Below are 22,132 nucleotides of genomic sequence, written 5' to 3'. Positions count from 1 at the left end.
CATCAAAAGCCCGGCTTGGCAGGCCGGGCTTTTTTTATGCGCGAGCGTGACGAATCGCTTCGAGCGACAGTGCAAGGCGACGTATGCCTTCGCGAATGTCGTCGACGCTCATCTGCGCATAGCCGAGCAGTAATCCAGGCCGTCCCTCGCCGAAGAAGTAGCCCGAGACCGGGTAGACAGCGACGTCGTTGCCGGCTGCCGCGCGGATAGCCTCTGGTTCGTCGAAGGGCGCGTCGGGCCACAACACCACGTGGGCGCCGGAAGCCGCGCCGCTCAGGCGCATCGTGCCTCGCCAGGCTCCATCGATCGCCTCGACGAGTGCGTCGCGCCGGGCCGCGAGGCTCCGGCGAACCCGGCGCAGGTAGAATTCATACGTCCCCGCGGCGATGAACTCCGCGAGCACCCGCTGTTCGAGCCCTGCGGTGTGCCGGTCGGTGAGCCACTTCGCCGTCTCGAAGACGCCCACCAGCGCTTTGGGAACGATCAGGTAGCCGACACGCAGGGCCGGGAAGATCGTGCGGGAAAAGGTTCCGACATAGATCACCCTTCCGCCGCCATCGAGGCCCTGGAGCGATTCCAGCGGCTGCCCGTCATAACGGAATTCGCCGTCGTAATCGTCTTCCACGACGACGGCCTCGCAGCGGTTGGCCCACTCGAGGATGGCGAGCCTGCGCGCCAGCGTGAGCACGGACCCCATGGGGAACTGGTGGGACGGCGTGAGGAAAAGCGCCCTCGCGGAAGGAGGCAGCTTGCCCGGATCGAGGCCCGCATCGTCCACGGGCACGGGGACGAGTCGCGCGCCGGCGGTCGCGAGGATGGCGCGCGTACCCTGGTAATGCGGATCTTCGATCGCGATCGTGTCTCCGGCGTCGACCAGCACGCGGGTCAGGAGGTCGATCGCTTGTTGGGAGCCGTTGACCACGATGACCTGGTCCGGATCGCAGACGACACTCCTTGAGCGCCGTACGTGGTGGCAGATCGCCTCCCGCAGGGCGGCATGCCCGGCTGCGGGACCATAGTCCAGTTCGCGAATCGAGGTCTGCCGGGCGTGCTTCGCCAGGAGGCGCCGCCAGTGGGCGAAAGGGAAGTCGCCGATGTCGCCGCGCCCATAGGCGAAGTCGAACCGACGACTCGCTGTGCCAGCAGGCGAAACGGACGCGGCGCGCGGCACCTCGGCTGCCCGTTTCCCGTAGGTCGATAGCGCGATGGCGGCGATGCGGCGGTCGCTCGGCCGCGCGCCTATCCCGGGCAGGACGTAAGTTCCCGAACCGCGCCGGCCTTCGACGTAGCCCTCGGCGAGGAGTTGTTCGAAGGCGAGCACGACGACAGTGCGCGAGACGCCCCATTGTTCCGCCAGCTCGCGCGTGGAGGGCAGGCGATCCCCGGCGCGCAGCCGGCCCGACAGAATGGCGTCCCTGAGGCCCTCGAAGACCTGCCGCCCGAGCGGCCCTTGTAAGTGAAGTGGTATCGTCAGTTCCATGAAAAATGGCTCTTCAGTGATGCCACTATAACGCGCGAGCATTTCCCTGACGAAAGCCGGCAGGCGGCTTGTGAGGGGCAAAAAGCTTGGAACACTCACCGCGATCCGAATTGAGGCAGATCGCCACTCGCGGCACCCACGACTGGGAGGCGATCGCCGCCATCCTGGACGCGGGCTTCCTGGCGAGCATCGGTTTCGCCGTGGACGGCCAGCCCTTCGTCCTCCCGATGCTTTATGGCCGGAGCGGTCGCGCGCTCTTCCTCCACGGGGCGGCGAGCGCTCGCATCATGACCGCGTTGGGAGGATCGACACCCGTCTGTGCGTCGATCACCCTGGTCGATGGCGTGGTCCTGGCCCGGTCCGCTTTCAATCACTCCATGAATTACCGCTCAGTGGTCGCCTTCGGCACGGCGCGGCTCATCGACGACCCGCGGGGCAAGCTGCAGGCGCTCCGCGCGATCTCGGACCATCTGCTCAGGGGGCGCTGGTCCGACGTGCGAGGTCCCAACCGCGCCGAACTCGCGCAGACCGCCGTCTTGCAGCTGGACATCGAGGACGCGTCTGCCAAGGTTCGGGCAGGGCCGCCCATCGACGACGAGGCCGACCTCCCGCGTCCGGTCTGGGCAGGCGTGCTGCCCCTGTCGACGGTGACCGCGACGCCAATGGCCGATCCACAGCTCGACCCGGGGCTGGGACTCCCTCGCTATCTCGAAGAGATCGGAGACTTTGCAGGACGCATGGCCATGGGCCGCGCGGCGGAGACCATCGGCGAGGACGTGCCGTGAGGTGGCCTTGCTACATGCTCGTCCTGGCAATCGTCGCTGCGGCGAGTTCAGCCGCCACGGTCCGGCCCGCAGCCGCGGCATCGCCAACCGCTCCCCGCGACGGTCAGCGCGATTTCGATTGGGAGTGGGGCCGCTGGACCACCAAGGTGCGGGTCCTGCAGAACCCGCTCTCGGGTGAGGCGCCGAAGTGGGCCGAGTTCGCGGGAACGAGCGTGATCAAGCCGCTACTCGACGGCAAGGCGAACTTCGTCGAACTCTCGGTCGCCGGAAGCGCCGGCCGCATTGAAGGTGGCTCGCTTCGCCTGTACAACCCGCGATCGAGGCAGTGGAGCCTCAACTTCGCCAGCCTTCGGAACGGCATGCTGACGGCGCCGGTCTATGGCCGGTTTGACGAGAAAGGAGCGGGGACGTTCGTTGGGCAGGACGTGCTCGACGGCAAGGCAATCCTGGTGCGCTTCGTAATAACCCGGGCGTCACCGGGTTCTGCCCGTTTCGAGCAGGCTTACTCGGCCGATGGCGGCGCGACCTGGGAAACCAACTGGGTCGCGACCGACATGATCGAAAGGCCGTAGGAGGGCGCCTTGGTGCGAGGGGTCAATGCACCATGCCGTTCGGTTCCGCGCCGGAGCCCTTACGTTTGGCTTTCTTTTCCAGGCTCTTGTAGGTTTCCTTGTCGATCTTCTCGACCGAGGCGATGTCACACGGCGGTTCGTTGCGGCGTACGATCTTCTCGGTGATGCTCCCGCAGATGCGCATCGGCGCCACTGCCTGGATATTCTCCGCACCACGGAATCGGACCCCGCCGCCGAGATCCATGCGCGGACAGTCCGTGCTGGTAGTGATCTTGAAGAAGTTCGGACCATTCGCCACGACCACGGTGCGATCATCGACCATGGCCCAGTTGCTGATGCGGTCGGTGCGCATGCAATCGTTCACGGGGAGTTCGTGACGCGCCTGCGGACGGGCATCCTGTGCCTGTACGGCGCAGGTGACGAGGAGCGAGGCGGCGAGCAGGTAGCGGACGTTCATGGCACATCCTCCGAGTGGTAGCCAACGTTAAGCCCGAATGGGCCCGGAGGCGAGAGTGCACGGGGCCTGGGTGCATTCGTCGTTAAGCCGCTGGCAGGGCTCGCTCACGTTCGTTGAACGTTTCCTAGGGCATCGTGCCCCGTGACCGCGGCTCCCCCGGCCGTAACGGAACACCCGCATGACCGTCCGCCAGCCAGGCATCCCATCGCCCCCGCCTGCCTGCGCGGACCTCGCCCGACGCTTCCTCCGTATCCGCCACCGTTCCACGGAGCTGGCCGCGCCGCTGCGCCCCGAGGACACCGTGATCCAGTCGATGCCCGACGCCAGCCCCACGAAATGGCACCTGGCCCATACGACGTGGTTCTTCGAGCAGTTCGTGCTGGGACGGGACACCGACTATGTTGCCGCGAATCCGGAGTGGCATTACCTGTTCAACTCCTATTACCAGTCGGTCGGGCCCATGCACGCACGGCCGCGCCGCGGCATGCTCACGCGCCCGACCCTCGATGAAGTGTTGGCTTACCGGCGGCGGGTCGACGACGCTGTCGCCGAGCGCATCGCGCGCGATGACGACGAGGCATTGCCCGGTCTCGTCGAGCTTGGCCTGCAGCACGAGCAACAGCACCAGGAGCTGTTGCTGACGGATATCAAGCACGCGCTCGCGCAGAACCCTCTGGAACCTGCCTACCAGGTCGGTGCGCCCCGTGCGCTGGCGATGGCCGCGCAACCGTTGCGTTACGTCCCGTTCGACGAAGCTGTCGTGACGATCGGTCATGACGGTAACGGATTCGCCTTCGACAACGAGGGCCCCCGACATCGTACCTACCGCCAGGCGGGCGCCATCGCGAACCGTCCCGTGACCAACGCGGAATTCATGGCTTTCATCGCCGATGGCGGTTACCGCGAACCGACGCTTTGGCTCTCGGACGGATGGGCAACGGTACAAGCGGAAGGATGGCAACGGCCGTTGTACTGGGACGAGGCGCTGGAAACCGAATTCACCTTGCAGGGCCGTCGCGCGATCGATCCGCACGCGCCCGTATGCCACGTCAGCTATTTCGAAGCCGACGCGTTTGCGCGCTGGGCCGGCGCACGCCTACCCACGGAGGTGGAGTGGGAGACGATGGCGGTGGACATTCCCGTTCATGGGAACCTTCAGGACAAGGGTATGTTCCAACCCGTTGCGGCGTCGTTCGAGACGGCGCTCGGGCAGATGTACGGTGATGTTTGGGAATGGACGATGAGCCCCTATATCAGTTATCCGGGCTTCCGGCCCCTGGCCGGCGCGCTGGGTGAATACAACGGAAAGTTCATGAATGGGCAGTGGATCCTCCGCGGCGGATCCTGCGCCACGCCCGCCGACCATATGCGCGCGACGTACCGCAATTTTTTTCCTCCCCATGCCCGCTGGCAGTTTTCGGGGATACGACTGGGAACCGATCGATGAGTGCTCAACCGAAGGACATCCGCGTCGACGACCGCCATCCGGATGTAGAGGACACCCTCGACGTCGTGCGGCGCGGACTCGCTGCGAAGCCGAAGAAACTTCCTTCCCGCCTGTTCTACGACGAGCGCGGCTCCGCGCTTTTTGAAGCCATCTGTGAACAGCCCGAGTACTACCTCACGCGCACCGAGATCGCGATCATGCGCGATCACGCTGGCGACATCGCGAAGGTGCTCGGGCCGGACGTGCGCCTGGTCGAGTACGGCAGTGGCAGCGGCATCAAGACGCGCATGCTGCTGGAGCACCTCGAAACGCCGGCCGCTTACGTGCCCGTCGAGATTTCCCGCAGTGCGCTGATGGAAAGCGTGGCCGAACTGGCGACGCGCTTTCCCGACGTTCCGATGCAGCCGGTGTGCGCGGACTTCACGCAGCCCTTGCGGCTACCTGTGGCGATGCGACCCCAGCGGCGCACCGTCATCTACTTCCCGGGTTCGACCATCGGCAACTTCGAAACAAAGGAAGCCATCCGCATCCTGCGCCAGATGCGCGCCGAGATGAGCGATGGCGGCGGCATCCTCGTGGGCGTGGACCTGAAGAAGGATCCTGCCGTGATCGAAGCGGCGTACAACGATGCCGCCGGCGTCACGCGGGACTTCACCCTGAACATGCTCGTGCGACTGAACAAGGAGGTCGGCGCCGACTTCGATGTTGCGGCGTTCCGCCACCGCGCGCGCTACAACGCCCTGGCGGGCCGGATCGAAACGGATCTCGTGAGTACGACGCGTCAGGACGTGCACGTGGGGGGTGAAACGTTCGCGTTCCGCGAGGACGAAGCGATGCACGTGGAGTACAGCTGCAAGTACTCGCTCGAGGATTTCGCGCAGATGGCGGCCAAGGCCGGCTTGTCGGTTGCCGAGGTCTGGATGGACGACGAGCACCGCTTCAGCGTCCAATACCTGGTACGCGCCACGCCCGTCAGCTGATCCGTTTGCATCGCCGACAGGGTCGGCTCCTATCGGGCGGACGCCGGAGCCGAGCCGTGGGCTCCGCCACCGAACCGGTGGGAGCCGACCCTGTCGGCGATCCTCGTCAGGACGGCCTGGGCGCTCCCAGCGATACGAGCAGGTCCTGCGCGGCGCGGAGGCGCTCGCTGGAGCCGGGCAGTTCCATGATCACGCGTAACTTGTCCTGGCCGTCCATCTTGAAGACCCGGGGCTGCTGCTGGATCAGCTTGATCAGCGCCATCGGGTCGATGTCGGGCTTGTCGCGGAACGTGATTCGGCCGCCACTGGGGCCGAAGTCGAGCTTGCGGATACCGAGCGGCGTCGCCATCAGCTTCAACTGGGCAACTGCGAACAGGCACTTCGTCTGGTCCGGCAGCAGGCCGAAGCGGTCGATCATTTCGACCTGGAGTTCGCGTAGCCCGTCGTCGTTGCGCGCGCTCGCGATGCGCTTGTACAGCGTAAGGCGCGTGTGCACGTCGGGCAGGTAATCTTCGGGAATCAGTGCCGGCAGGTGTAGTTCCACCTCGGTCTCGTGCTCCGACGTGAGGTCGAAGTCCGGCACCTTGCCGGACTTCAACGCGCGGACCGCGCGGTCGAGCAACTCCGTGTAGAGGCCGAAGCCGATCTCCTGGATCTGGCCCGACTGTTCTTCACCGAGCATCTCGCCCGCGCCGCGAATTTCCAGGTCGTGCGTCGCCAGGGTGAAGCCCGCGCCGAGTTCCTCCAGCGACGCCAGCGCCTCGAGCCGCTTCTCCGCGTCGGCCGTCATGGCCTTGCGATCGGGCACGATCAGGTACGCGTACGCACGGTGGTGCGAACGGCCCACGCGGCCACGCAACTGGTGCAGCTGTGCGAGGCCGAAGCGGTCCGCGCGATTGACGACGATCGTGTTGGCGGTGGGAATGTCGATGCCCGACTCGATGATGGTCGTCGAGACCAGCACGTTGAAGCGTTGACGGTGGAAGTCCGCCATGACCGCCTCCAGTTCGCGCTCGGGCATCTGGCCGTGCGCCACGCGAATACGCGCTTCAGGCACCAGTTCGCCGAGTTCGCGGGCGGTGCGGTCGATCGTCTGCACCTCGTTGTGCAGGAAGTACACCTGGCCGCCGCGCGCGAGTTCGCGCTGGATCGCCTCGCGGATCAGCGCCGGCTGGTAAGTGGAGATGAGCGTGCGCACCGCCGTGCGATGGGCGGGTGGCGTCGCGATGATGGAGAGGTCGCGCAGACCGCTCATCGCCATGTTCAGCGTGCGCGGGATGGGGGTGGCCGTCAGCGTCAGGAGATCCACCTCGGCGCGCAGCTTCTTCAGCTGCTCCTTCTGCCGGACGCCGAAACGCTGTTCCTCGTCCACGATGACAAGGCCCAGGTTCTTGAAGCGGATGTCCGACTGCAAGAGCTTGTGCGTGCCAACCATGACGTCGATCTGGCCGTCCGCCAGTCGTTCCAGCGCGGCATCGACTTCCTTTTTCGACTTGAAGCGCGAGAGGACGTCCACGCGGACGGGCCAGTCGGCGAAGCGGTCGGCGAAGTTACGGTAGTGCTGCTGGGCCAGCAGCGTGGTCGGTACCAGCACGGCTACCTGTTTGCCGGCCGTGGCTGCCGCGAACGCCGCACGCAAGGCGACCTCGGTCTTTCCGAAGCCCACGTCGCCGCAGACCACTCGGTCCATGGCGCGCGGGGCGGCGAGGTCGACGATCACGGCATCGATCGCGGCTTGCTGGTCGGCGGTTTCCTCGAAGGGGAACGTGGCGGCGAACTCCTCGATCATCTGCCGGTCGACCGGCAGCGACTCGCCCTGCCGTGCCTCGCGCTGTGCGTAGATCGCGAGCAGTTCGGCGGCCACGTCGCGGACCTTCTCCGCGGCTTTCTTGCGCGCCCGTTCCCAGGCGTCGCCGCCGAGGGAGTGCAGGGGCGCCAGTTCCGGCGCGGTGCCCGTGTAACGGCTGACGAGGCCGAGCTGGGCCACCGGTACGTAGAGCTTGTCGCCCTTCGCGTATTCGATCGTCAGGAACTCGCCAGGCATGTCGCCCACATCGAGGGAGACAAGCCCCTGGTAACGGCCGACGCCGTGGTCGATGTGCACGATCGGTGAGCCGATCGACAGTTCGGTGAGGTCCTTGATGATGCTTTCGGGATCACGCGCGGCGCCGGCGCGACGCTTGCGGTCCGTGCGCACCCGTTCACCGAACAGCTCGCGTTCCGTGAGCACGGTGAGGGCAGGCCGGGTGAGGGCAAAGCCTTGTTCCAGCGACGCGGCGGTAATCGCCAACGGCTCACTGCGGGCCAGGAAGTCCTTCCAGCCGTCGACGTTGACGGGCTTCAGACCGGCGCCGGCCAACTGTTCGATCAGGGCCTCGCGGCGGCCGGCCGAGTCGGCGGCGATCAGCACGCGACCGGGGTAGCTCTTTAGGAAATGCCGGAGTGCGGTGCCGGGCTCTTCGCCCTTGCGGTTCAGCGGTACCTCGGGCGCGGGTTGGGTGCCGAGGTCCACGGCGTGCTCGTGGCCCTTCGCGACGACGTCCACGCGGACCTGGCGATTCAGCCGTTCGCGCAACTGCTCCGGCGGCAGGTAGATCTCGCCAGGCGGCAGCACGGGACGTTCGATGTCGTGGGCACGTTGTTCGTAACGCTCGGCCGTCTGCGCCCAGAACTGCTCGGAGGATTCCAGCACGCCCTCGCCGAGCACGAACAGTGCGTCGCCGGCGATGTAGTCGAACAGGGTTTCCGTGGCCTTGAAGAAGAGGGGCAGGTAGTACTCGATGCCGCCCGGCGTGACGCCTTCCTTCATGTCCTGGTAGAGCGGGCAGCGCCGGATGTCGATCGGGAATCGTTCGCGCAGGTTGCTGCGGAAGTCCGTGGCGGCGTCTTCAGTGAGTGGGAATTCTCGCGCCGGAAGAAGGTCGACGCCCTCGACCTGGTGTTGCGAGCGTTGGGTTTCGGTGTCGAAGGTGCGGATCGATTCGATCTCGTCGTCGAAAAGTTCCACACGGTACGGCTCGCTGGCGCCCATCGCGTAGATATCGATAAGGGCACCGCGCACCGCGAAGTCGCCCGGTTCGCTCACCTGCGGCACGTTGCGGTAGCCTGCCGCTTCGAGGCGCCGTTGTTCGGCCGCGAGATCTAGCTTCTGCCCCTTGCGCAGGACCAGGCCCGAGCCGGTGATGTGCGTCCGCGGGGCGATGCGCTGCATCAGCGTCGCCACCGGCACCACGAGCACGCCGCGCCGTGTGGACGGCAGGCGGTACAACGTGGCGATGCGCTGGGAGACGACCTCCGGATGCGGGCTGAAGACGTCGTACGGCAGCGTCTCCCAGTCAGGGAAATGCAGCACGGCAAGGTCGCCGGCGAACACAGCCAACTCGCTCTCCAGGTTGTCCGCGCTGCGGGTGTCGCGGACGGCCACGACCAGCAGGCCGTCGTGTGCCCGCGCCGCCTCCGCGACTTCCAACGCCCAGGACGAACCGTGCGGCACGGTCCAGTAGCGACGGGTCTTGGCGTTGACGGGGAGTGGCGGGCTAGGGAGCGCTACGGGCATGGAATAGGGCACGAACCGGCGGACAAGCGTTCGATTGTACAGGTCAGTCCGTATGGTCGGGCTCGAAGAAGCTCCAGCGGACGTCCCTGAACTCGGCGCGGAAATCCGCCTCGACGATATTGATGGCCTCCACCATGGCGCGCGCGGTGGGGGTGTAGGCCATCTTCGCCTTGATCGCCACCATCACATCGGTACCCATCTGCAAGGTCAGCACGTTGTAGACCTGTTCGATCTCGGGCCGGGCCTCCAGGAAGGCGACCATCGCGGCGCGCTGGTTCGGTTCCACGCCCTGGCCGATCAGCAGGGCCTTCACCTCGCGTGCGACGGCGATGGCAACCACGATCAGCAGGACGCCGATGGCGATCGTGCCGATGGCGTCGAAGATGAGGTTGCCGGTGATCATCGTGAGCAGCACGGCCAGCAGGGCCAGGCAGAGGCCTATGAGCGCGGCGAGGTCCTCGCCGAAGATCACCAGCAGCTCGCTCGCGCGTGTCTCGCGGAACCACTGCCATAGGGGACGCCCCTCACGCGCCTTGTTCACCTCCTGCATGCAGCCGTGCATGGAGATGCCCTCGGTGACGATGGAGAACGCCAACACGCCCACGGCCAGCCATGCCCAACGCAGCGGCTCCGGATGGGTCAGCTTGTGCACGCCCTCGTACACGGAAAACATGCCACCCACGCTGAAGAGCAGGATGGCGACGAGAAAGGACCAGAAGTACAACGCGCGGCCCCAGCCGAGGGGATAGTCGGGCGATGGCGGGCGCTTCGCCTGGCGCATGCCCAACAGCAGGAGTCCCTGGTTACCGCAATCGGCCAGCGAGTGCACGGCCTCGGCGAGCATGGCGCCCGACCCGGTGAAGATCGCCGCGACGAGTTTGGCGACGAAAATGGCGAAATTGGCTCCGAGCGCAAGGAAGATCGCGCGCTTTGAATCGGCATGTCCCGACATGAGTTCCCGTCCCGTTCTGATCGCAGGATCTTAGCAAACCCCGACACCCGTCCCGCGATCAACCGGCCCCGCGTATCAGCGGATGACGCCGACCCCGACGCCGAAGCTCACGTTGGGATGGCCGCCCGACATTTCCTTGGCCGTCCATACATGGGACTGGTTCACCGACACCAGCGGGAACGTGTACTGCGCCTCGCCCACGTTTCCGGTGCGGGTGCCGTTGAGGCGGCCGGCGATGGTCACCAGGCCACCGGAAGGAAAGTCGAGGCTTTCCACGTATCCCGGCATGGCGGCGATGAAGCGGCCGTTGCCAGTGTCGTTGGCCTGGGGACGCTGCGAGCCGTCCAGCGGATACGCCAGGACCTCGATCTCGCTGTGATCGGCAAAGTTGCGGACGTTGACGATACGGCCGCCCCAGATCACGTCGGCGCTGCCGTAGCGTTCCGGCTCGCGTGCCACCTGGGCGGGAGGCACGGCCGCGTTGTTGGCAGTCGGTTTGTAGATCGGAGCCGGCGCGCAACCCGAGAGGGCGATGGTCGCGGCGAAGAAGGCGGCAGGGACGGCGAGACGGGCGATGGACGGGCGCATGGGTCGACTCCTGGCGTGTGGAATGACTTTAGCGCCGTCGCACTGAATGGAACGGCTGCGGCGCGTGGGCGGGACGTTCATCCGGACCGTCTTCCACCAGCCAGGTCAGCCTGTATTCGGATTCGCCGGGCGTGCCTAGCAGCTTCGGGAGAAGGCGAAGCGAATCACGCAGCACTTCATCGAGCTTCCACGGCGCATTCACGATGGCGACGCCGGTGCCGTTGAGGCGCAGCGGGGAATCGTCGGGACGGAGCAACAGTTCGGCCACGAGCACCCGCTTCGCACCGCTCTTGCTGAGCCAGCGATGGAACGGCTGCACGTGGCTGCGCAGTTTGATCGGATACCAGACGGCGTAGATGCCGCCAGGCCATTTCTCCATCGCCGCCTTCAGCGATTTCTCGATCGTGCGGAACTCGGCCTCCTGCGCCTCGTAGGGCGGGTCGATGAGGACAAGGCCGCGCTTTTCAGGCGGCGGCACGAGCGCTTTCATGGCTTCGTACCCATCGCGCTGGTGCACATGCACGCGCCGATCGGCGTGGAACAGCTGGCGCAACGCGCTGGCTTCCCCGTCCTGCAACTCGCAAAGCTGCGCGGAGTCGCCCTCGCGCATCAGGTGCGCGGCGATCCATGGCGATCCGGGGTAGTGGCGCATGGCCTCGTCGCCTTCGTTGCAGGCGCGGACGGTTTCCAGCCATTTCCAGAGCAGGGGAGGCAGACCGCTGGCGGTCCGGAGCACGCCGAAGCCGGCATCGGCCTCGGCGGTCTTACGCGCCTCGGCGCCGCGCAGGTCGTAGCGGCCGCGGCCGGCATGGGTATCGATGTAGCAAAAGGGCGACGCCTTCTGTTCCAGGGCATCGATAAGGGCCACGAGCACCATGTGCTTGAGGACATCGGCAAAGTTGCCGGCGTGGTAGGCGTGGCGGTAATTCATCCCGGCATTATACCGCCCGGAGGCCGCTCCCCCTCACGTCACCTGGCTTCCCAGCCTCAGGTTGATACCCAGGTCGGTCGCGACGACCCGCATCGCCTCGTCGTCACGCGATTGGGTGATCCAGCCGGCGTACACCTCATCCTCGGCTTCGCGGGCCCACAGGGTGTACCCGTGGGGATTCAACTGGTCGAAGGCGCGCGAGAACAGCTCCGGCCCGTCGACGTCCTCGTGGAATTCGTCGTCATCGGGATCGCCGTCCCAGTCGATGGCGATGTTCCAGCGTGCGGCAAGCTGGTTGATCGCGTCGACGAGGCCGCGGGTATCGTCCTCGTCCACCTCGAAGCCGGCACGCCAGTCGATGACCCGGCCCACGATGCGCACCGGGTCGTGGTCGCCTTCCTCCTCGACGATCTCGCGCCAGGCGGCGAACTGCTGCCTCGCGGCGTCCTCGTCGCCGGGGTTGATGAGCATCAAGAGGGCCCAGACCTGCGACTCGAGCGAATCCTCGCCGTCTTCGTCGTCGTGGTCACCTTCGTAGTCGAGATCGTCGTCGTAAGAAGCCATGGGAGTGGGCCGTCGGTGGGGGCGATAGTATGGACGATCGTCCGGGAGCAGTCCTATCTGGCTGATTCGCAAGGGTGTCCGGCCTCATCTGCCGAAATTTCTTATTGACCTGCGAACGCAAACGCGGTGTGCTCCGTTTAGCCGTCCACTCGGCTCGGCCTATCGCGGCCGGTATCAAGGGGGAAAACCTATGAATGCGATTGCTTTCGCCCGGGCGACGGGGGTCGCCCTCATGCTGTTACTCGCCGCGGGTACCGCGGCCGCCCGGTCCGACGGCCCGCCGCCGGATACCATCTGCACGGTCCTCGGCACCGCCGCGCGCTACGTGGGCACCACGGTCACTGTCCGCGGCGTCGCCGCCACCGAGGGCAAGATAACCACGCTCAGCGACGCTCAGTGCAAGGGCGCGGTGAACCTCAGCATGGACGACGACCTCGGCCGCAAACGAGACGTCGCCTCGTTCCGACGCACGGTGACGGAAAAAGGCGTCCGCGCGGACGCGACGGTCTTCGGCCGCTTCAAGGCCACCGGCGACGCGCATGCACCTTATGCGATCGACGTCTACAGCGTGCGCGACGTGAACGAGCTTCCGGCCGCCGAAGGCGGCTGAGCGGTTCCACGCGGCGCCCGGGACGGGCTGGCGCGCCGCGTGGGCGATCCGCTAGGCTTCACGGCTAGCTCCGGCTTTGCCCGGACCGTGCCGCCCATTGTCGACGGAAGCCCGATGCAGCAGTTGGACGAGGTAAAGATCGGCGTCATCGGTCTCGGTTACGTGGGCCTTCCACTGGCCGTCGAGTTCGGCAAGCGCTTCTCGACGGTCGGCTTCGACATCGATGCCTCGCGCATCGCAGAACTGCGCGCCGGTAGCGACCGCACACTGGAAGTCGACGCCGCCTCGATGGCGCTGGCCAAACGCTTGTCGTATAGCGACCACCTCGACGACTTGCGCGCCTGCAACGTCTTCATCGTGACGGTGCCGACGCCGATAGACAGCGCGAAGCGACCCGACCTCACGCCGTTGAAGCGGGCGAGCGAAACGCTCGGCACCGTGCTGAAGCGCGGCGATGTCGTGGTGTACGAGTCGACGGTCTATCCCGGATGCACCGAGGAAGTCTGCGTACCGATCCTGGCCGCTATCTCCGGCCTCGTCTTCAATGAGGACTTCTTCGCCGGATACAGCCCCGAGCGGATCAATCCGGGTGACAAGCAGCATCGCGTCAACACCATCCGCAAGGTCACCTCGGGCTCCACGCCGGAAGCGGCGGCGTTCGTCGATGCGCTGTATGCCAGCATCATCGATGCCGGCACCTACAAGGCCAGCCGCATCAAGGTCGCCGAGGCCGCGAAGGTCATCGAGAACACCCAACGCGACCTCAACATCGCCCTGGTGAACGACCTCGCCATCCTGTTCAACAAGCTGGGCATCGACACGCTGGAAGTGCTCGAGGCCGCCGGCACGAAGTGGAACTTCCTGCCGTTCCGGCCGGGCCTCGTGGGCGGGCATTGCATCGGCGTGGATCCCTATTACCTCACGCATAAGGCGCAGGAAGTCGGACACCACCCGGACGTGATCCTGGCCGGCCGCCGTACCAACGACAGCATGGGGCCGTACATCGCGGGCGAACTGATCCGGCTGATGGTCTGCAAGGGCCTCAACCCCGTGGGCGCGCGCGTGCTGGTGCTCGGCCTGGCGTTCAAGGAGAACTGCCCGGACCTGCGCAACACGCGCGTCGTCGACATCATCGCCGCGCTGAAGACGTACAACGCCACGATCGACGTCCACGATCCCTGGATCGACCCCGCCGAGGCGGACGCCACGTATGGCCTGCGCCCCGTGGCGGTTCCGGAAACGGACGCATACGACGCCATCGTCATCGCGGTGGCCCACCGACAGTTCCACGAGCTCGGCGCGACGGGCATCCGTGCGTTCGGCAAGCCGGGAGCCGTGGTCTACGACGTCAAGTACGTGCTGCCGCGAGACGCGGTGGACGGACGGCTCTGAAGGAACGGCCATGAAGGTATTGGTGACGGGTACGGCAGGTTTCATCGGTTCGCATGTGGCGATGCGGCTGCTGGAGCGAGGCGACGACGTCGTCGGCGTCGACAACCTCAACGACTATTACGATGTCGGCCTGAAGCAGGCGCGCCTCGACCGCTTCCGGCACGATCCGCGCTACACGCACGTGCAAGCCGACCTGGCCGACCGCGTGGCCATGGCATCGGTGTTCGCCGACCACCAGCCGCGGCGCGTCGTGCACCTCGCCGCCCAGGCCGGCGTGCGTTATGCCGCGGAGAACCCGCACGTGTACGTCGCCAGCAACGTCACGGGATTTCTCCACGTGCTGGAAGGTTGCCGTGACCATGCTGTCGAACACCTCGTCTTCGCTTCCACGAGTTCGGTCTACGGCGCCAACCGAGCGATGCCGTTCTCCGAACACGATCCGGCGGAGCATCCGCTGACGCTTTACGCGGCGACCAAGAAAGCCAACGAGCAGATGGCGCACAGCTACGCCCACCTGTACGGCATACCGAGCACGGGGTTGCGTTTCTTTACCGTCTACGGGCCTTGGGGTAGGCCGGACATGGCGTTGTTCCTGTTCACGCGCGCGATCCTGCAGGGTGAGCCGATCAGGGTGTTCAACCATGGACACCACCGGCGCAGCTTCACGTATATCGACGACATCGTCGAAGGCGTGATCCGCTGTCTGGACCGCCCGCCGGCGGTGGACGCCGCGTGGGACGCCAAGGCACCGGACCCCGCGTCCAGCGGGGTGGCGCCGTACCGCCTTTACAACATCGGCAACGAGCAACCGGTGGAACTGCTGGCATACATCCGCTGCCTGGAAGCGTCCCTTGGCCGCGAAGCGGTCATGGAACTGCTACCGCTGCAGGCCGGCGACGTGCCCGACACGGAGGCAGACGTCAGCGAGCTTCGCCACGCGACGGGATACGTCCCGCAGGTCTCCGTGGAGGAGGGCGTCTCGCGCTTCGTGCGCTGGTACAGGGATTACCACGGCGTCTGAAGGCCTCGCTCGTCTCGACGTTTCGTTTCGTCGAGCGCCTCCCCGATATGCTGCATGCAGTGCTCACGGTCGCCACGGCAACCTTGGGACAGGTTAGGCGAAGGGTAGGGATCCGTGGGTATCCGACGCGTCGGAGTGTTTGCCGGACTGGCTGCTGCGATCGCCGCCGCCCTTTTGCTCACCGGGTGTGCCACCGGCACACGGATCGCATCGTCCGATGCGAAGCGGTTGCACGGATCCACCTTCGTCATCACGGGTGCCTCCAGTGGCTTCGGCCGTGGCGTCGCACTGGCGGTCGCCGCAAACGGCGGCAACGTCGTTCTGGTCGCACGGCGGGCGCACGTGCTGGAGGCGGTCGCGGCAGAGGCACGCGCCGCCGGAGGGGCCGCCGAGGTGGTGCCCGCCGACGTGGCTGACGCGGCCGCCATGGACGAAGTGGCGGCACCGCGGTGGCGAGGTTCGGGCGCATCGATGTGTGGATCAACGACGCCGGCGTGGGTGCCATCGGGCCCTTCGAACGAATTCCGGCCGTCGACCATGGGCGCGTGGTGGATACCAACCTGAAAGGCGTGATCTACGGAAGCCTCAGTGCCTTGCGTCAGTTCAAGGCGCAGGGGCGCGGCACGCTCGTCAACATCGGCTCCATCGACAGCGAAATCCCGGTAGCCTACCAGGCGACTTACGCGGCCACGAAAGCCGCGGTCCTTTCGCTGGGCCGCTCCCTCAACGAAGAGGTGCGCCTTACGGGACAGTGCGGCATCCACGTCGTGACGATCATGCCCTGGGCCGCCGATACGCCGTGGTGGCGACATGCGGCGAACTATTCGGGGCACATGCCACGCATGGCGGCAATCGACGGTCCCGGCAAAGTCGTCGGAGCGATCGTGCACGCGTCGCTGCATCCGCGCGAAGAGGTGCCGGTGGGGTGGAAGGCCCGGGCGGGATACTGGGGCCACCGACTCGCACCGGATGCCACCGAACGTTTCGCGGCGAACGTCGCCCATCGCGAACAGATGGAAAAGGCGGCGCCCGCCGCGGATACCGCGGGCGCGATCCACCAGCCCTCGGAGGCGGGGCAGGGTGTCGAAGGGGGCTGGCGGGAAGCGATCGACACGCAAGACGGCAAGCAAAACCAGGAACCGGGGCGCTGATCCGTACATGGCGGAGGCGCGCTCGCTCGTCGCGAGAAACATTCAACCAAATGGTTGACCGGTCGCTGTGGTCGGCGTATGTTCAACCACATGGTTGAATTAGATGCCCAGCTTGATCCCGTGTTCCATGCCCTCGGCGACCGCACGCGTCGGCACATGCTGCGCACGCTGGCCAGCGGCGAGCAATCCGTCAGCCAACTCGCCGAACCCTTCGACATGTCGCTCGCCGCGGTGTCGAAACACATCAAGGTGCTGGAGAACGCGGGATTGATCCGCCGCGAAGTCCGCGGGCGGGTCCATCTCTGCCGCCTCGATCCGGGGCCGCTGGCAAGCGTCCAGCAATGGCTGGCGTTCTACGAACGCTTCTGGACCGACCGACTCACCGTGCTCGACCGGCTCCTACGCGACGCCGATGCGAGCGAACCCACGTCCCGCAAAGGAGACAAACCATGAGCGCAGTAGCAGGCCGCGAAACCTACGGCACGATCGTCGAGGACGCGACGCTGAAGATCCAGCGCGTGCTGCCCGGCCCCATCGAACGGGTGTGGGCCTATCTCACGGAGAGCGAATTGCGCCGCCAGTGGCTGGCTTCCGGCGACATGGACATGAAGGTCGGCAGCGCCTTCGAGCTCTGCTGGCGAAATGACGAGCTCACGAATCCACCCGGCCACAAGCCAGACGGTTTCGGCGAAGAACACCGCATGCAGAGCCGCATCACCGAGTGCGATCCGCCCCGGCTGTTGGCCTTCGAATGGGGGAGCACCGGTGGTGTCATCTTCGAACTGGAAGCGAAGGGCGACCAGGTGTTGCTCACCCTGACCCATCGCCGCGTCCTCGATCGCGCCATGCGCCTCAACGTGAGCGCCGGCTGGCATGCGCATATCGACGTGCTGACCGCGCGCCTGTCGGGTAAGGAGCCGCAGCCGTTCTGGGACGAGTGGCTGAGGCTGAAAGGCGAGTACGAGCCGCGATTGGGTGATTGAGCCGCGGGCCGGACGAGCTCACCGGGACCCGGAGAGCTTCGCCTCGCAGACGCCCGACGGTTTCCAGTCCGTCACGCGGGTGGTCGCGGGCAAAGTGGCATCGTGGAGGATCAACGCGAAGGCGCGGCGCGGCACCGTCCCGATCGCCATCAGTTGCATCGGTTCGCCGCCGGACGACACCACCGTGTTGCCGGGCCCGAATCCGGTATGCGTTCCGCCAGGCATTTCCAAACACGTGTCACCTTCCATCGCATAGAAGCCTTCGGGCCCCGAGTGCTTATGGACGGGAGCGCTCATGCCCGGTGAGAAGAAGGAATGGACATACTCCGCGCTGAAGGAGTCCGCCTTCGTCACGGGGAGCGGGCCGAGCGTGGCGGCGTGCGCGCCGCCCTGCGCCCGCCAGTGCTTCCCCGCCACGGTGAAAAGCCACACCTTTCCGTAGTCGGTGACGACCGTGCTTCCCGGCCCCTTGGCCGCCCTGGTCTTGAGGGTCGACTCTACTCGCGCATTACACTCCGTCCATGACCACACCCACCCCGCCATCCAAGGACACCCGTCGCGGCAGCATCGCCTGCGTCGGCATGGGCATCACCCTGGGCTCCCATCTCACGCCCATCGCGCGGGACCATATCGAGAAGGCGGACGTCGTCTTCGCCGCGCTTTCCGATCACCTGGTGGAGCTCTGGCTGAGGCGCCTGAACCCCGATGTCCGCAGCCTCCAGCCGTACTACCGTCCAGGCAAGTCGCGGATGACCACCTATCGTGAATGGGTCGAGGTGATGATCGCGGAAGTACGGGGCGGACACCGGGTCTGCGCGGTCTTCTACGGGCACCCCGGCATATTTGCCTGGTCGCCGCACAAGGTCGTCGAACTCGCCCGGGCCGAAGGGTACCCGGCGCATATGGAGCCCGGCGTGTCCGCCGAGGACTGCCTGTACGCGGACCTGGGCATCGATCCCGGTCGCTTCGGCTGCCAGCACCTTGAAGCTAGCCAGTTGCTGTTCTTCGAGCGCCAGCTGGATACCACGAGCCACGTGATCCTCTGGCAGCTCGGTGTCGTGGGCGACCGCTCACTCGGTCGGTTCCGCACGCCCGATGCCTACCGGGAGCTGCTGACGGAGCGGCTGCGGGACGATTATCCGGACGATCACGAGGTGATCGTCTATCGCGCGCCGACCCTCCCGATCGAGGGGCCACACATCCAGCGCATGGCGTTGCGGGACTTCCCCGCTGCGACGTTCACCGGGCAGGAGACGCTCGTGCTGCCGCCGGCATGCGCACTGAGGCCGAATGCCGTCATGCGCGCCCGTCTCGATGCCCTCGACGCCCTCCACGGCCTCTGACATTAAAGAATTGGCGTTGCCAGCCGCTACGGCCGCATGGCATACCGTCATCGTTTAGCAGGGACATAGCGTGCGCGATACCGTGGAATTGCTGGAGGCCATCGGCCGTGACTCGAGCTTGCGTCGCGCGTCGCGGGACGAACTCGCGAAAGCGCTCGAGGCGGCTGAAGCTTCCCCCGGCTTGCGTGAATTCGCCGTCCGTGGCGATGGCACGACCCTCGCGCGGGAACTCGGCCTGAAGCAGATGCATGTCGAGCACCAGAGCCAGACGGGGGCGCATGAGGACGAGGAGCACGACCACGACCACGATCGCGAAGACAACGAAGGTGACGACGAGGACGCGCCGAAAGAGCGCTCCGGCGACACCGACGATTCGCTTCCGGGCTGAGGAACGATCGGCATGCGCCCCGGCGGTTTCGGCTACCTGACGTCATGGCCGCTACGGGTGGGCCTCGCCTTGTGCCTGCTCGCCCCCTGCATACGAGCCGCACCGGCGGAGCAGGGGATCGGGCGTATCGCCCGCGTCGATGCCATCCGCACGAAGGATCACCCACGCTTCGTCGAAGCGCTCGGCGAACTGCACCGTGATGCCCCGAGTCTGACGCTCCCCCAGCAGCGCTACCTGCAGTTCCTCGACGCCTGGGAGGCGAACTACGAAGGGCGCTATCCCGAAGCGGAGGCGGCGCTTCGTCAGGTGATGGCGCTTGGCGACGACGCGCTGGGCACGCGCGCGAGCGCCATGTTGATGAACAACCTGAGCGAGCAGGGCAAATACGCCGAGGCTTATGCGGTCGCGACGCGCGCCGCGGACACGCTGCCCATCGTGACGGACCCCCAGGCGCGCTTCGTGCTGCTGGCGAACCTGTCGCTGATGCTGACATTCGCCGGGCAACCCGACAAAGGCCTCGAGTACGCGGACATGATGCTGGCGGCCACGCCTGCGGGCGAATCCTCGTGCCAGGCCATGGTGCAGAAAGTCACCGCCCTGGAAGGCCTCCGCAAGCTGACCGCGCAAAGTCCGGAATTGCTCGAAACGATCGACATCTGCACGGCGGATCGCCAGCCGATCTTCGCCAACACCATGTCGCTGATCCTCGTCGACCGGTTGCTCGAAGAGCACAAGCTCGACGAAGCCCTCGCCATGGTCGAGCGCCTAGCGCGCCCCATCGAGTCCAGCCAGTACTACCCGCACCGGATCAGCCTCTCCAGCCAGCGCGCCCAGATCTATGAGCAGATGGGCCGTGCGGGCGAAGCGCGGAAGGCCGCGCTGGCGACAGTGGCGATGGGTCATCCGGGCGATGTCAACGAGGCGCTGCGCTTCGCCTACCGCATCCTTTACACCATCGACAAGGCGCAAGGGCACTATGCCAGCGCCTTGGGCGAGTACGAGCATTACGTGGTCCAGGACCAGGGTTACCTGCGCGATGCGAATGTCAGGAACGCCGCTTACGAGGCCGCACGCCAGCACTTCCGCGCCGAGAAGCTCGAGACGGAAGGCCTGGGTAAGGAGAACCGCATCCTGCGACTCCAGCAGGCGCTCGACGCCAAGGCCGTGGAGACGAGTCGCCTCTACATCGCCGTGATGTCGCTGGTCCTGGTGTCGGTCGTCTTCTGGCTGGTTCGGATCAAGCGTTCGCAGCTTCGCTTCAAATGGCTGTCGTCGTGCGATGGCCTGACCGGCATCTTCCATCACCAGCATTTCATGGGCGAAGCGGAGCGCGCGTTGCGCCTCCTCGAACGGCGGGCCGGGGAAGGTTGCCTCGTGTTCCTCGACCTCGACCATTTCAAGCAGGTGAACGACGCGCACGGTCACCCGGTAGGCGACGCGGTGCTGAAGCATGCCGTGGGTATCTGCAAGGGCGAACTGCGCAAGGGCGATCTCCTTGGACGCCTGGGCGGCGAGGAGTTCGGCATGCTGCTCATGGACGCGCCGCGACTCCAGGGCTCCGTCGTGGCGGAACGCATCCGGCTGGCGCTCGCGGCATCGCCTTTGGTCTACGAGGGACGGGTGGTCACCATTTCGGTCAGCATCGGCCTGGCCTGCACCGACGGCATCGGCTACGACCTGTCCCTGTTGTGCCGCGCAGCCGATGCCGCGTTGTACCGGGCCAAGCACATGGGCCGCAACCGCGTCGTGGTCGATGGCGGCGACGTCGCCGCATCGCCGCCGACGGATCGTCAGGCCAATATGTTTACCTGATAGCGGGTGCTGCGGCCACCGCCGGGAAGGCGCCGGAGCAGGCCTTTTTCCACCAGGTCCGCCAGATGGCGCGTGGCAGTGGCCTTGGAAACCTTGGCCACCGCACGGTACTGGGCAGCACTGATGCCGTTCTCGAACCCGCGTTCGCCACCGTCCAGCAGGCGATTCAGGACCTTGACCTGTTCGCTCGACAGCGCGTGCCGCCTGTGCGCCTGCCAGAAGCGTGATTTCGCGAGCACGCCGTCGATGCGATGAAGCGCCTGCACCAGGCTTTCGTGCAGCGTCCGAAGGAACCAGTCCAACCATGCGGTGATGTCGAGGCCGTCTTTCTGGCTGGCTTCGAGGATGCGGTAGTAGCCGGACCGGTCGTCGAGGATGCTCGCCGACATCGCGTGGAAACGAATGGCTTGCGGCTCAGCCTGGGCCAGGGCGAGATCGGTCAATGCGCGGGTGAGGCGACCGTTGCCGTCGTCGAAGGGATGCAAGGTGACGAACCAGAAATGAGCGACGCCGGCCCGCAGCAAGGGGTCGATCCCGGCATCGCTGCGAGACGTCTCGAACCAGGCGAGGAATCGGTCCAACTGCGCTTCCAGCCCTTCCCGGGGCGGTGCTTCGAAGTGAACGACCGGCCGGTCGGTGCGTCCCGAGACGACCTGCATTGGTTCGTCGCCGCGCAAGTCTCCGACGCGGATGCGAAATGGCAGCAGGCGGTCCGATTCTGGAAACAGCCAGCGATGCCATTGCAGCAAACGCGGAAGATCGAGCACCTCGTCCACATGCCGGGTGGCGTCGAGCATCAGCTCCGCCATGCCTTCACTGCGCGGGGTCGGATGCGGGCGGCCTTCATCGGCGAGCCCTAGTCGCCGTGCCAGCGAGGAGCGCACGGAATCGACATTGAGGTTTTCACCCTCGATGGCGGACGAGGTGACGATGTTCGAGAGCAGGGTGGCCAAGGCATCTTCTGCCTGGGCATCGCCCGACACAGCGCCCGCCATGCCCACGAGTCGTCCCTGGAGTTGGCGACAATCCCGTAGGCTTGCCGCTAACTCGCTGTTGTTCCATGAAAAATCGGGCCAGCGTGGTCGCTGCCAGATCCAGCGCGGGGCATTCATCGGCTTGC

The 22,132-nt window shown here is 66.1% G+C and carries 23 protein-coding genes; 14 read left to right on the top strand and 9 right to left on the bottom strand.

Features of this window, described 5'->3' with window-relative positions; all coding sequences use genetic code 11:
* Positions 1-34: 34 nt before the first annotated feature.
* On the bottom strand, positions 35-1,480 hold the full coding sequence (locus tag ACQKIE_RS15305; protein ID WP_427460627.1) for a PLP-dependent aminotransferase family protein: 1,446 nt from the start codon (positions 1,478-1,480) through the stop codon (positions 35-37).
* 110 nt (positions 1,481-1,590) lie between these two features.
* On the opposite strand from ACQKIE_RS15305, the gene ACQKIE_RS15300 reads away from it, so the two are divergent.
* Positions 1,591-2,265 (top strand): pyridoxamine 5'-phosphate oxidase family protein, encoded by a 675-nt coding sequence (locus ACQKIE_RS15300; protein WP_427460625.1) that lies wholly within the window; start codon positions 1,591-1,593, stop codon positions 2,263-2,265.
* Between the two features lie 14 nt (positions 2,266-2,279).
* Positions 2,280-2,837, top strand: a complete 558-nt coding sequence (locus ACQKIE_RS15295; protein WP_427460623.1) for a hypothetical protein — start codon at positions 2,280-2,282, stop codon at positions 2,835-2,837.
* A 22-nt stretch (positions 2,838-2,859) separates the two neighbouring features.
* Here ACQKIE_RS15295 and ACQKIE_RS15290 read toward each other — a convergent pair whose 3' ends face one another.
* Positions 2,860-3,294, bottom strand: a complete 435-nt coding sequence (locus tag ACQKIE_RS15290; protein ID WP_427460621.1) for a DUF6491 family protein — start codon at positions 3,292-3,294, stop codon at positions 2,860-2,862.
* Positions 3,295-3,472: 178 nt separating this feature from the next.
* Here ACQKIE_RS15290 and egtB point away from each other — a divergent pair, with 178 nt between their 5' ends.
* Together egtB and egtD are read left to right on the top strand one after the other, a co-directional pair.
* Entirely contained in the window at positions 3,473-4,741 is a 1,269-nt protein-coding gene (gene egtB / locus ACQKIE_RS15285) for an ergothioneine biosynthesis protein EgtB (RefSeq protein WP_427460619.1), read from the top strand.
* A complete protein-coding gene (egtD, locus tag ACQKIE_RS15280) occupies positions 4,738-5,721 on the top strand; it encodes an L-histidine N(alpha)-methyltransferase (protein ID WP_427460617.1) in 984 nt (327 codons plus the stop codon). Before egtB ends, egtD begins: the two co-directional genes overlap by 4 nt.
* 106 nt (positions 5,722-5,827) lie before the next feature.
* On the opposite strand, the gene mfd is transcribed toward egtD, so the two are convergent.
* From mfd to ACQKIE_RS15255, 5 genes are all read right to left on the bottom strand, one after another.
* Complete coding sequence (gene mfd / locus ACQKIE_RS15275; RefSeq protein ID WP_427460615.1) at positions 5,828-9,277, bottom strand: transcription-repair coupling factor; 3,450 nt, start codon at positions 9,275-9,277, stop codon at positions 5,828-5,830.
* A 43-nt stretch (positions 9,278-9,320) separates the two neighbouring features.
* A complete protein-coding gene (locus tag ACQKIE_RS15270) occupies positions 9,321-10,229 on the bottom strand; it encodes a cation diffusion facilitator family transporter (RefSeq protein WP_427460613.1) in 909 nt (302 codons plus the stop codon).
* Positions 10,230-10,304: 75 nt separating this feature from the next.
* A complete protein-coding gene (locus ACQKIE_RS15265; protein WP_427460611.1) occupies positions 10,305-10,817 on the bottom strand; it encodes a Slp family lipoprotein in 513 nt (170 codons plus the stop codon).
* 28 nt (positions 10,818-10,845) lie between these two features.
* On the bottom strand, positions 10,846-11,748 hold the full coding sequence (locus tag ACQKIE_RS15260; protein WP_427460609.1) for a 23S rRNA (adenine(2030)-N(6))-methyltransferase RlmJ: 903 nt from the start codon (positions 11,746-11,748) through the stop codon (positions 10,846-10,848).
* A 33-nt stretch (positions 11,749-11,781) separates the two neighbouring features.
* A complete protein-coding gene (locus ACQKIE_RS15255) occupies positions 11,782-12,312 on the bottom strand; it encodes a DUF6630 family protein (protein ID WP_427460607.1) in 531 nt (176 codons plus the stop codon).
* A gap of 190 nt (positions 12,313-12,502) precedes the next feature.
* Here ACQKIE_RS15255 and ACQKIE_RS15250 point away from each other — a divergent pair, with 190 nt between their 5' ends.
* The 7 genes from ACQKIE_RS15250 to ACQKIE_RS15220 all read left to right on the top strand — a co-directional run bounded on the left by ACQKIE_RS15250 (position 12,503) and on the right by ACQKIE_RS15220 (position 17,469).
* A complete protein-coding gene (locus tag ACQKIE_RS15250; RefSeq protein ID WP_427460605.1) occupies positions 12,503-12,922 on the top strand; it encodes a hypothetical protein in 420 nt (139 codons plus the stop codon).
* Positions 12,923-13,036: 114 nt separating this feature from the next.
* Positions 13,037-14,314, top strand: coding sequence for a Vi polysaccharide biosynthesis UDP-N-acetylglucosamine C-6 dehydrogenase TviB (gene tviB, locus ACQKIE_RS15245; protein WP_427460603.1), 1,278 nt, complete (start codon positions 13,037-13,039; stop codon positions 14,312-14,314).
* A 10-nt stretch (positions 14,315-14,324) separates the two neighbouring features.
* On the top strand, positions 14,325-15,335 hold the full coding sequence (locus ACQKIE_RS15240) for an NAD-dependent epimerase (RefSeq protein WP_427460598.1): 1,011 nt from the start codon (positions 14,325-14,327) through the stop codon (positions 15,333-15,335).
* 114 nt (positions 15,336-15,449) lie between these two features.
* Entirely contained in the window at positions 15,450-15,899 is a 450-nt protein-coding gene (locus ACQKIE_RS15235; protein ID WP_427460596.1) for an SDR family NAD(P)-dependent oxidoreductase, read from the top strand.
* Positions 15,785-16,486, top strand: a complete 702-nt coding sequence (locus ACQKIE_RS15230) for an SDR family NAD(P)-dependent oxidoreductase (protein ID WP_427460594.1) — start codon at positions 15,785-15,787, stop codon at positions 16,484-16,486. The genes ACQKIE_RS15235 and ACQKIE_RS15230 overlap by 115 nt, the downstream gene beginning before the upstream one ends.
* A 90-nt stretch (positions 16,487-16,576) precedes the next feature.
* The gene (locus ACQKIE_RS15225; RefSeq protein ID WP_427460592.1) at positions 16,577-16,939 is read left to right on the top strand and encodes an ArsR/SmtB family transcription factor; all 363 of its coding nucleotides are present in this window, start codon (positions 16,577-16,579) and stop codon (positions 16,937-16,939) included.
* Positions 16,936-17,469 carry an SRPBCC family protein gene (locus tag ACQKIE_RS15220; protein ID WP_427460590.1) on the top strand — a complete coding sequence of 178 codons (534 nt, stop codon included), beginning with the start codon at positions 16,936-16,938 and terminating at the stop codon, positions 17,467-17,469. The genes ACQKIE_RS15225 and ACQKIE_RS15220 overlap by 4 nt, the downstream gene beginning before the upstream one ends.
* Before the next feature lie 18 nt (positions 17,470-17,487).
* Here ACQKIE_RS15220 and ACQKIE_RS15215 read toward each other — a convergent pair whose 3' ends face one another.
* The gene (locus tag ACQKIE_RS15215; protein ID WP_427460588.1) at positions 17,488-17,901 is read right to left on the bottom strand and encodes a hypothetical protein; all 414 of its coding nucleotides are present in this window, start codon (positions 17,899-17,901) and stop codon (positions 17,488-17,490) included.
* A gap of 89 nt (positions 17,902-17,990) precedes the next feature.
* Here ACQKIE_RS15215 and ACQKIE_RS15210 point away from each other — a divergent pair, with 89 nt between their 5' ends.
* From ACQKIE_RS15210 to ACQKIE_RS15200, 3 genes are all read left to right on the top strand, one after another.
* A complete protein-coding gene (locus tag ACQKIE_RS15210) occupies positions 17,991-18,812 on the top strand; it encodes an SAM-dependent methyltransferase (RefSeq protein WP_427460586.1) in 822 nt (273 codons plus the stop codon).
* A gap of 70 nt (positions 18,813-18,882) precedes the next feature.
* Entirely contained in the window at positions 18,883-19,200 is a 318-nt protein-coding gene (locus ACQKIE_RS15205) for a hypothetical protein (RefSeq protein ID WP_427460584.1), read from the top strand.
* A 12-nt stretch (positions 19,201-19,212) separates the two neighbouring features.
* The gene (locus ACQKIE_RS15200; protein WP_427460582.1) at positions 19,213-21,012 is read left to right on the top strand and encodes a diguanylate cyclase; all 1,800 of its coding nucleotides are present in this window, start codon (positions 19,213-19,215) and stop codon (positions 21,010-21,012) included.
* On the opposite strand, the gene ACQKIE_RS15195 is transcribed toward ACQKIE_RS15200, so the two are convergent.
* Positions 20,991-22,124: a Fic family protein gene (locus tag ACQKIE_RS15195; RefSeq protein ID WP_427460580.1), complete on the bottom strand. Its 1,134-nt coding sequence runs from the start codon at positions 22,122-22,124 to the stop codon at positions 20,991-20,993. The two genes, ACQKIE_RS15200 and ACQKIE_RS15195, sit on opposite strands and share 22 nt — an antisense overlap.
* Between the last annotated feature and the right edge of the window lie 8 nt (positions 22,125-22,132).

Origin of the sequence: Luteibacter sp. NPDC031894 (genome assembly GCF_050273135.1) — a bacterium.
Classification (GTDB): domain Bacteria; phylum Pseudomonadota; class Gammaproteobacteria; order Xanthomonadales; family Rhodanobacteraceae; genus Luteibacter.
This window is presented reverse-complemented; position numbering and strand designations above follow the sequence as displayed.

What these genes read in the sequence shown, in the direction of transcription:
- ACQKIE_RS15305 (WP_427460627.1), bottom strand. Translation starts at nt 1,480, where the DNA reads ATGGAACTGACGATACCACTTCACTTACAAGGGCCGCTCGGGCGGCAG.
- ACQKIE_RS15295 (WP_427460623.1), top strand. Translation starts at nt 2,280, where the DNA reads ATGCTCGTCCTGGCAATCGTCGCTGCGGCGAGTTCAGCCGCCACGGTC.
- ACQKIE_RS15290 (WP_427460621.1), bottom strand. Translation starts at nt 3,294, where the DNA reads ATGAACGTCCGCTACCTGCTCGCCGCCTCGCTCCTCGTCACCTGCGCC.
- egtB (WP_427460619.1), top strand. Translation starts at nt 3,473, where the DNA reads ATGACCGTCCGCCAGCCAGGCATCCCATCGCCCCCGCCTGCCTGCGCG.
- egtD (WP_427460617.1), top strand. Translation starts at nt 4,738, where the DNA reads ATGAGTGCTCAACCGAAGGACATCCGCGTCGACGACCGCCATCCGGAT.
- mfd (WP_427460615.1), bottom strand. Translation starts at nt 9,277, where the DNA reads ATGCCCGTAGCGCTCCCTAGCCCGCCACTCCCCGTCAACGCCAAGACC.
- ACQKIE_RS15270 (WP_427460613.1), bottom strand. Translation starts at nt 10,229, where the DNA reads ATGTCGGGACATGCCGATTCAAAGCGCGCGATCTTCCTTGCGCTCGGA.
- ACQKIE_RS15265 (WP_427460611.1), bottom strand. Translation starts at nt 10,817, where the DNA reads ATGCGCCCGTCCATCGCCCGTCTCGCCGTCCCTGCCGCCTTCTTCGCC.
- ACQKIE_RS15260 (WP_427460609.1), bottom strand. Translation starts at nt 11,748, where the DNA reads ATGAATTACCGCCACGCCTACCACGCCGGCAACTTTGCCGATGTCCTC.
- ACQKIE_RS15255 (WP_427460607.1), bottom strand. Translation starts at nt 12,312, where the DNA reads ATGGCTTCTTACGACGACGATCTCGACTACGAAGGTGACCACGACGAC.
- ACQKIE_RS15250 (WP_427460605.1), top strand. Translation starts at nt 12,503, where the DNA reads ATGAATGCGATTGCTTTCGCCCGGGCGACGGGGGTCGCCCTCATGCTG.
- tviB (WP_427460603.1), top strand. Translation starts at nt 13,037, where the DNA reads ATGCAGCAGTTGGACGAGGTAAAGATCGGCGTCATCGGTCTCGGTTAC.
- ACQKIE_RS15240 (WP_427460598.1), top strand. Translation starts at nt 14,325, where the DNA reads ATGAAGGTATTGGTGACGGGTACGGCAGGTTTCATCGGTTCGCATGTG.
- ACQKIE_RS15225 (WP_427460592.1), top strand. Translation starts at nt 16,577, where the DNA reads ATGGTTGAATTAGATGCCCAGCTTGATCCCGTGTTCCATGCCCTCGGC.
- ACQKIE_RS15220 (WP_427460590.1), top strand. Translation starts at nt 16,936, where the DNA reads ATGAGCGCAGTAGCAGGCCGCGAAACCTACGGCACGATCGTCGAGGAC.
- ACQKIE_RS15210 (WP_427460586.1), top strand. Translation starts at nt 17,991, where the DNA reads ATGACCACACCCACCCCGCCATCCAAGGACACCCGTCGCGGCAGCATC.
- ACQKIE_RS15200 (WP_427460582.1), top strand. Translation starts at nt 19,213, where the DNA reads ATGCGCCCCGGCGGTTTCGGCTACCTGACGTCATGGCCGCTACGGGTG.
- ACQKIE_RS15195 (WP_427460580.1), bottom strand. Translation starts at nt 22,124, where the DNA reads ATGAATGCCCCGCGCTGGATCTGGCAGCGACCACGCTGGCCCGATTTT.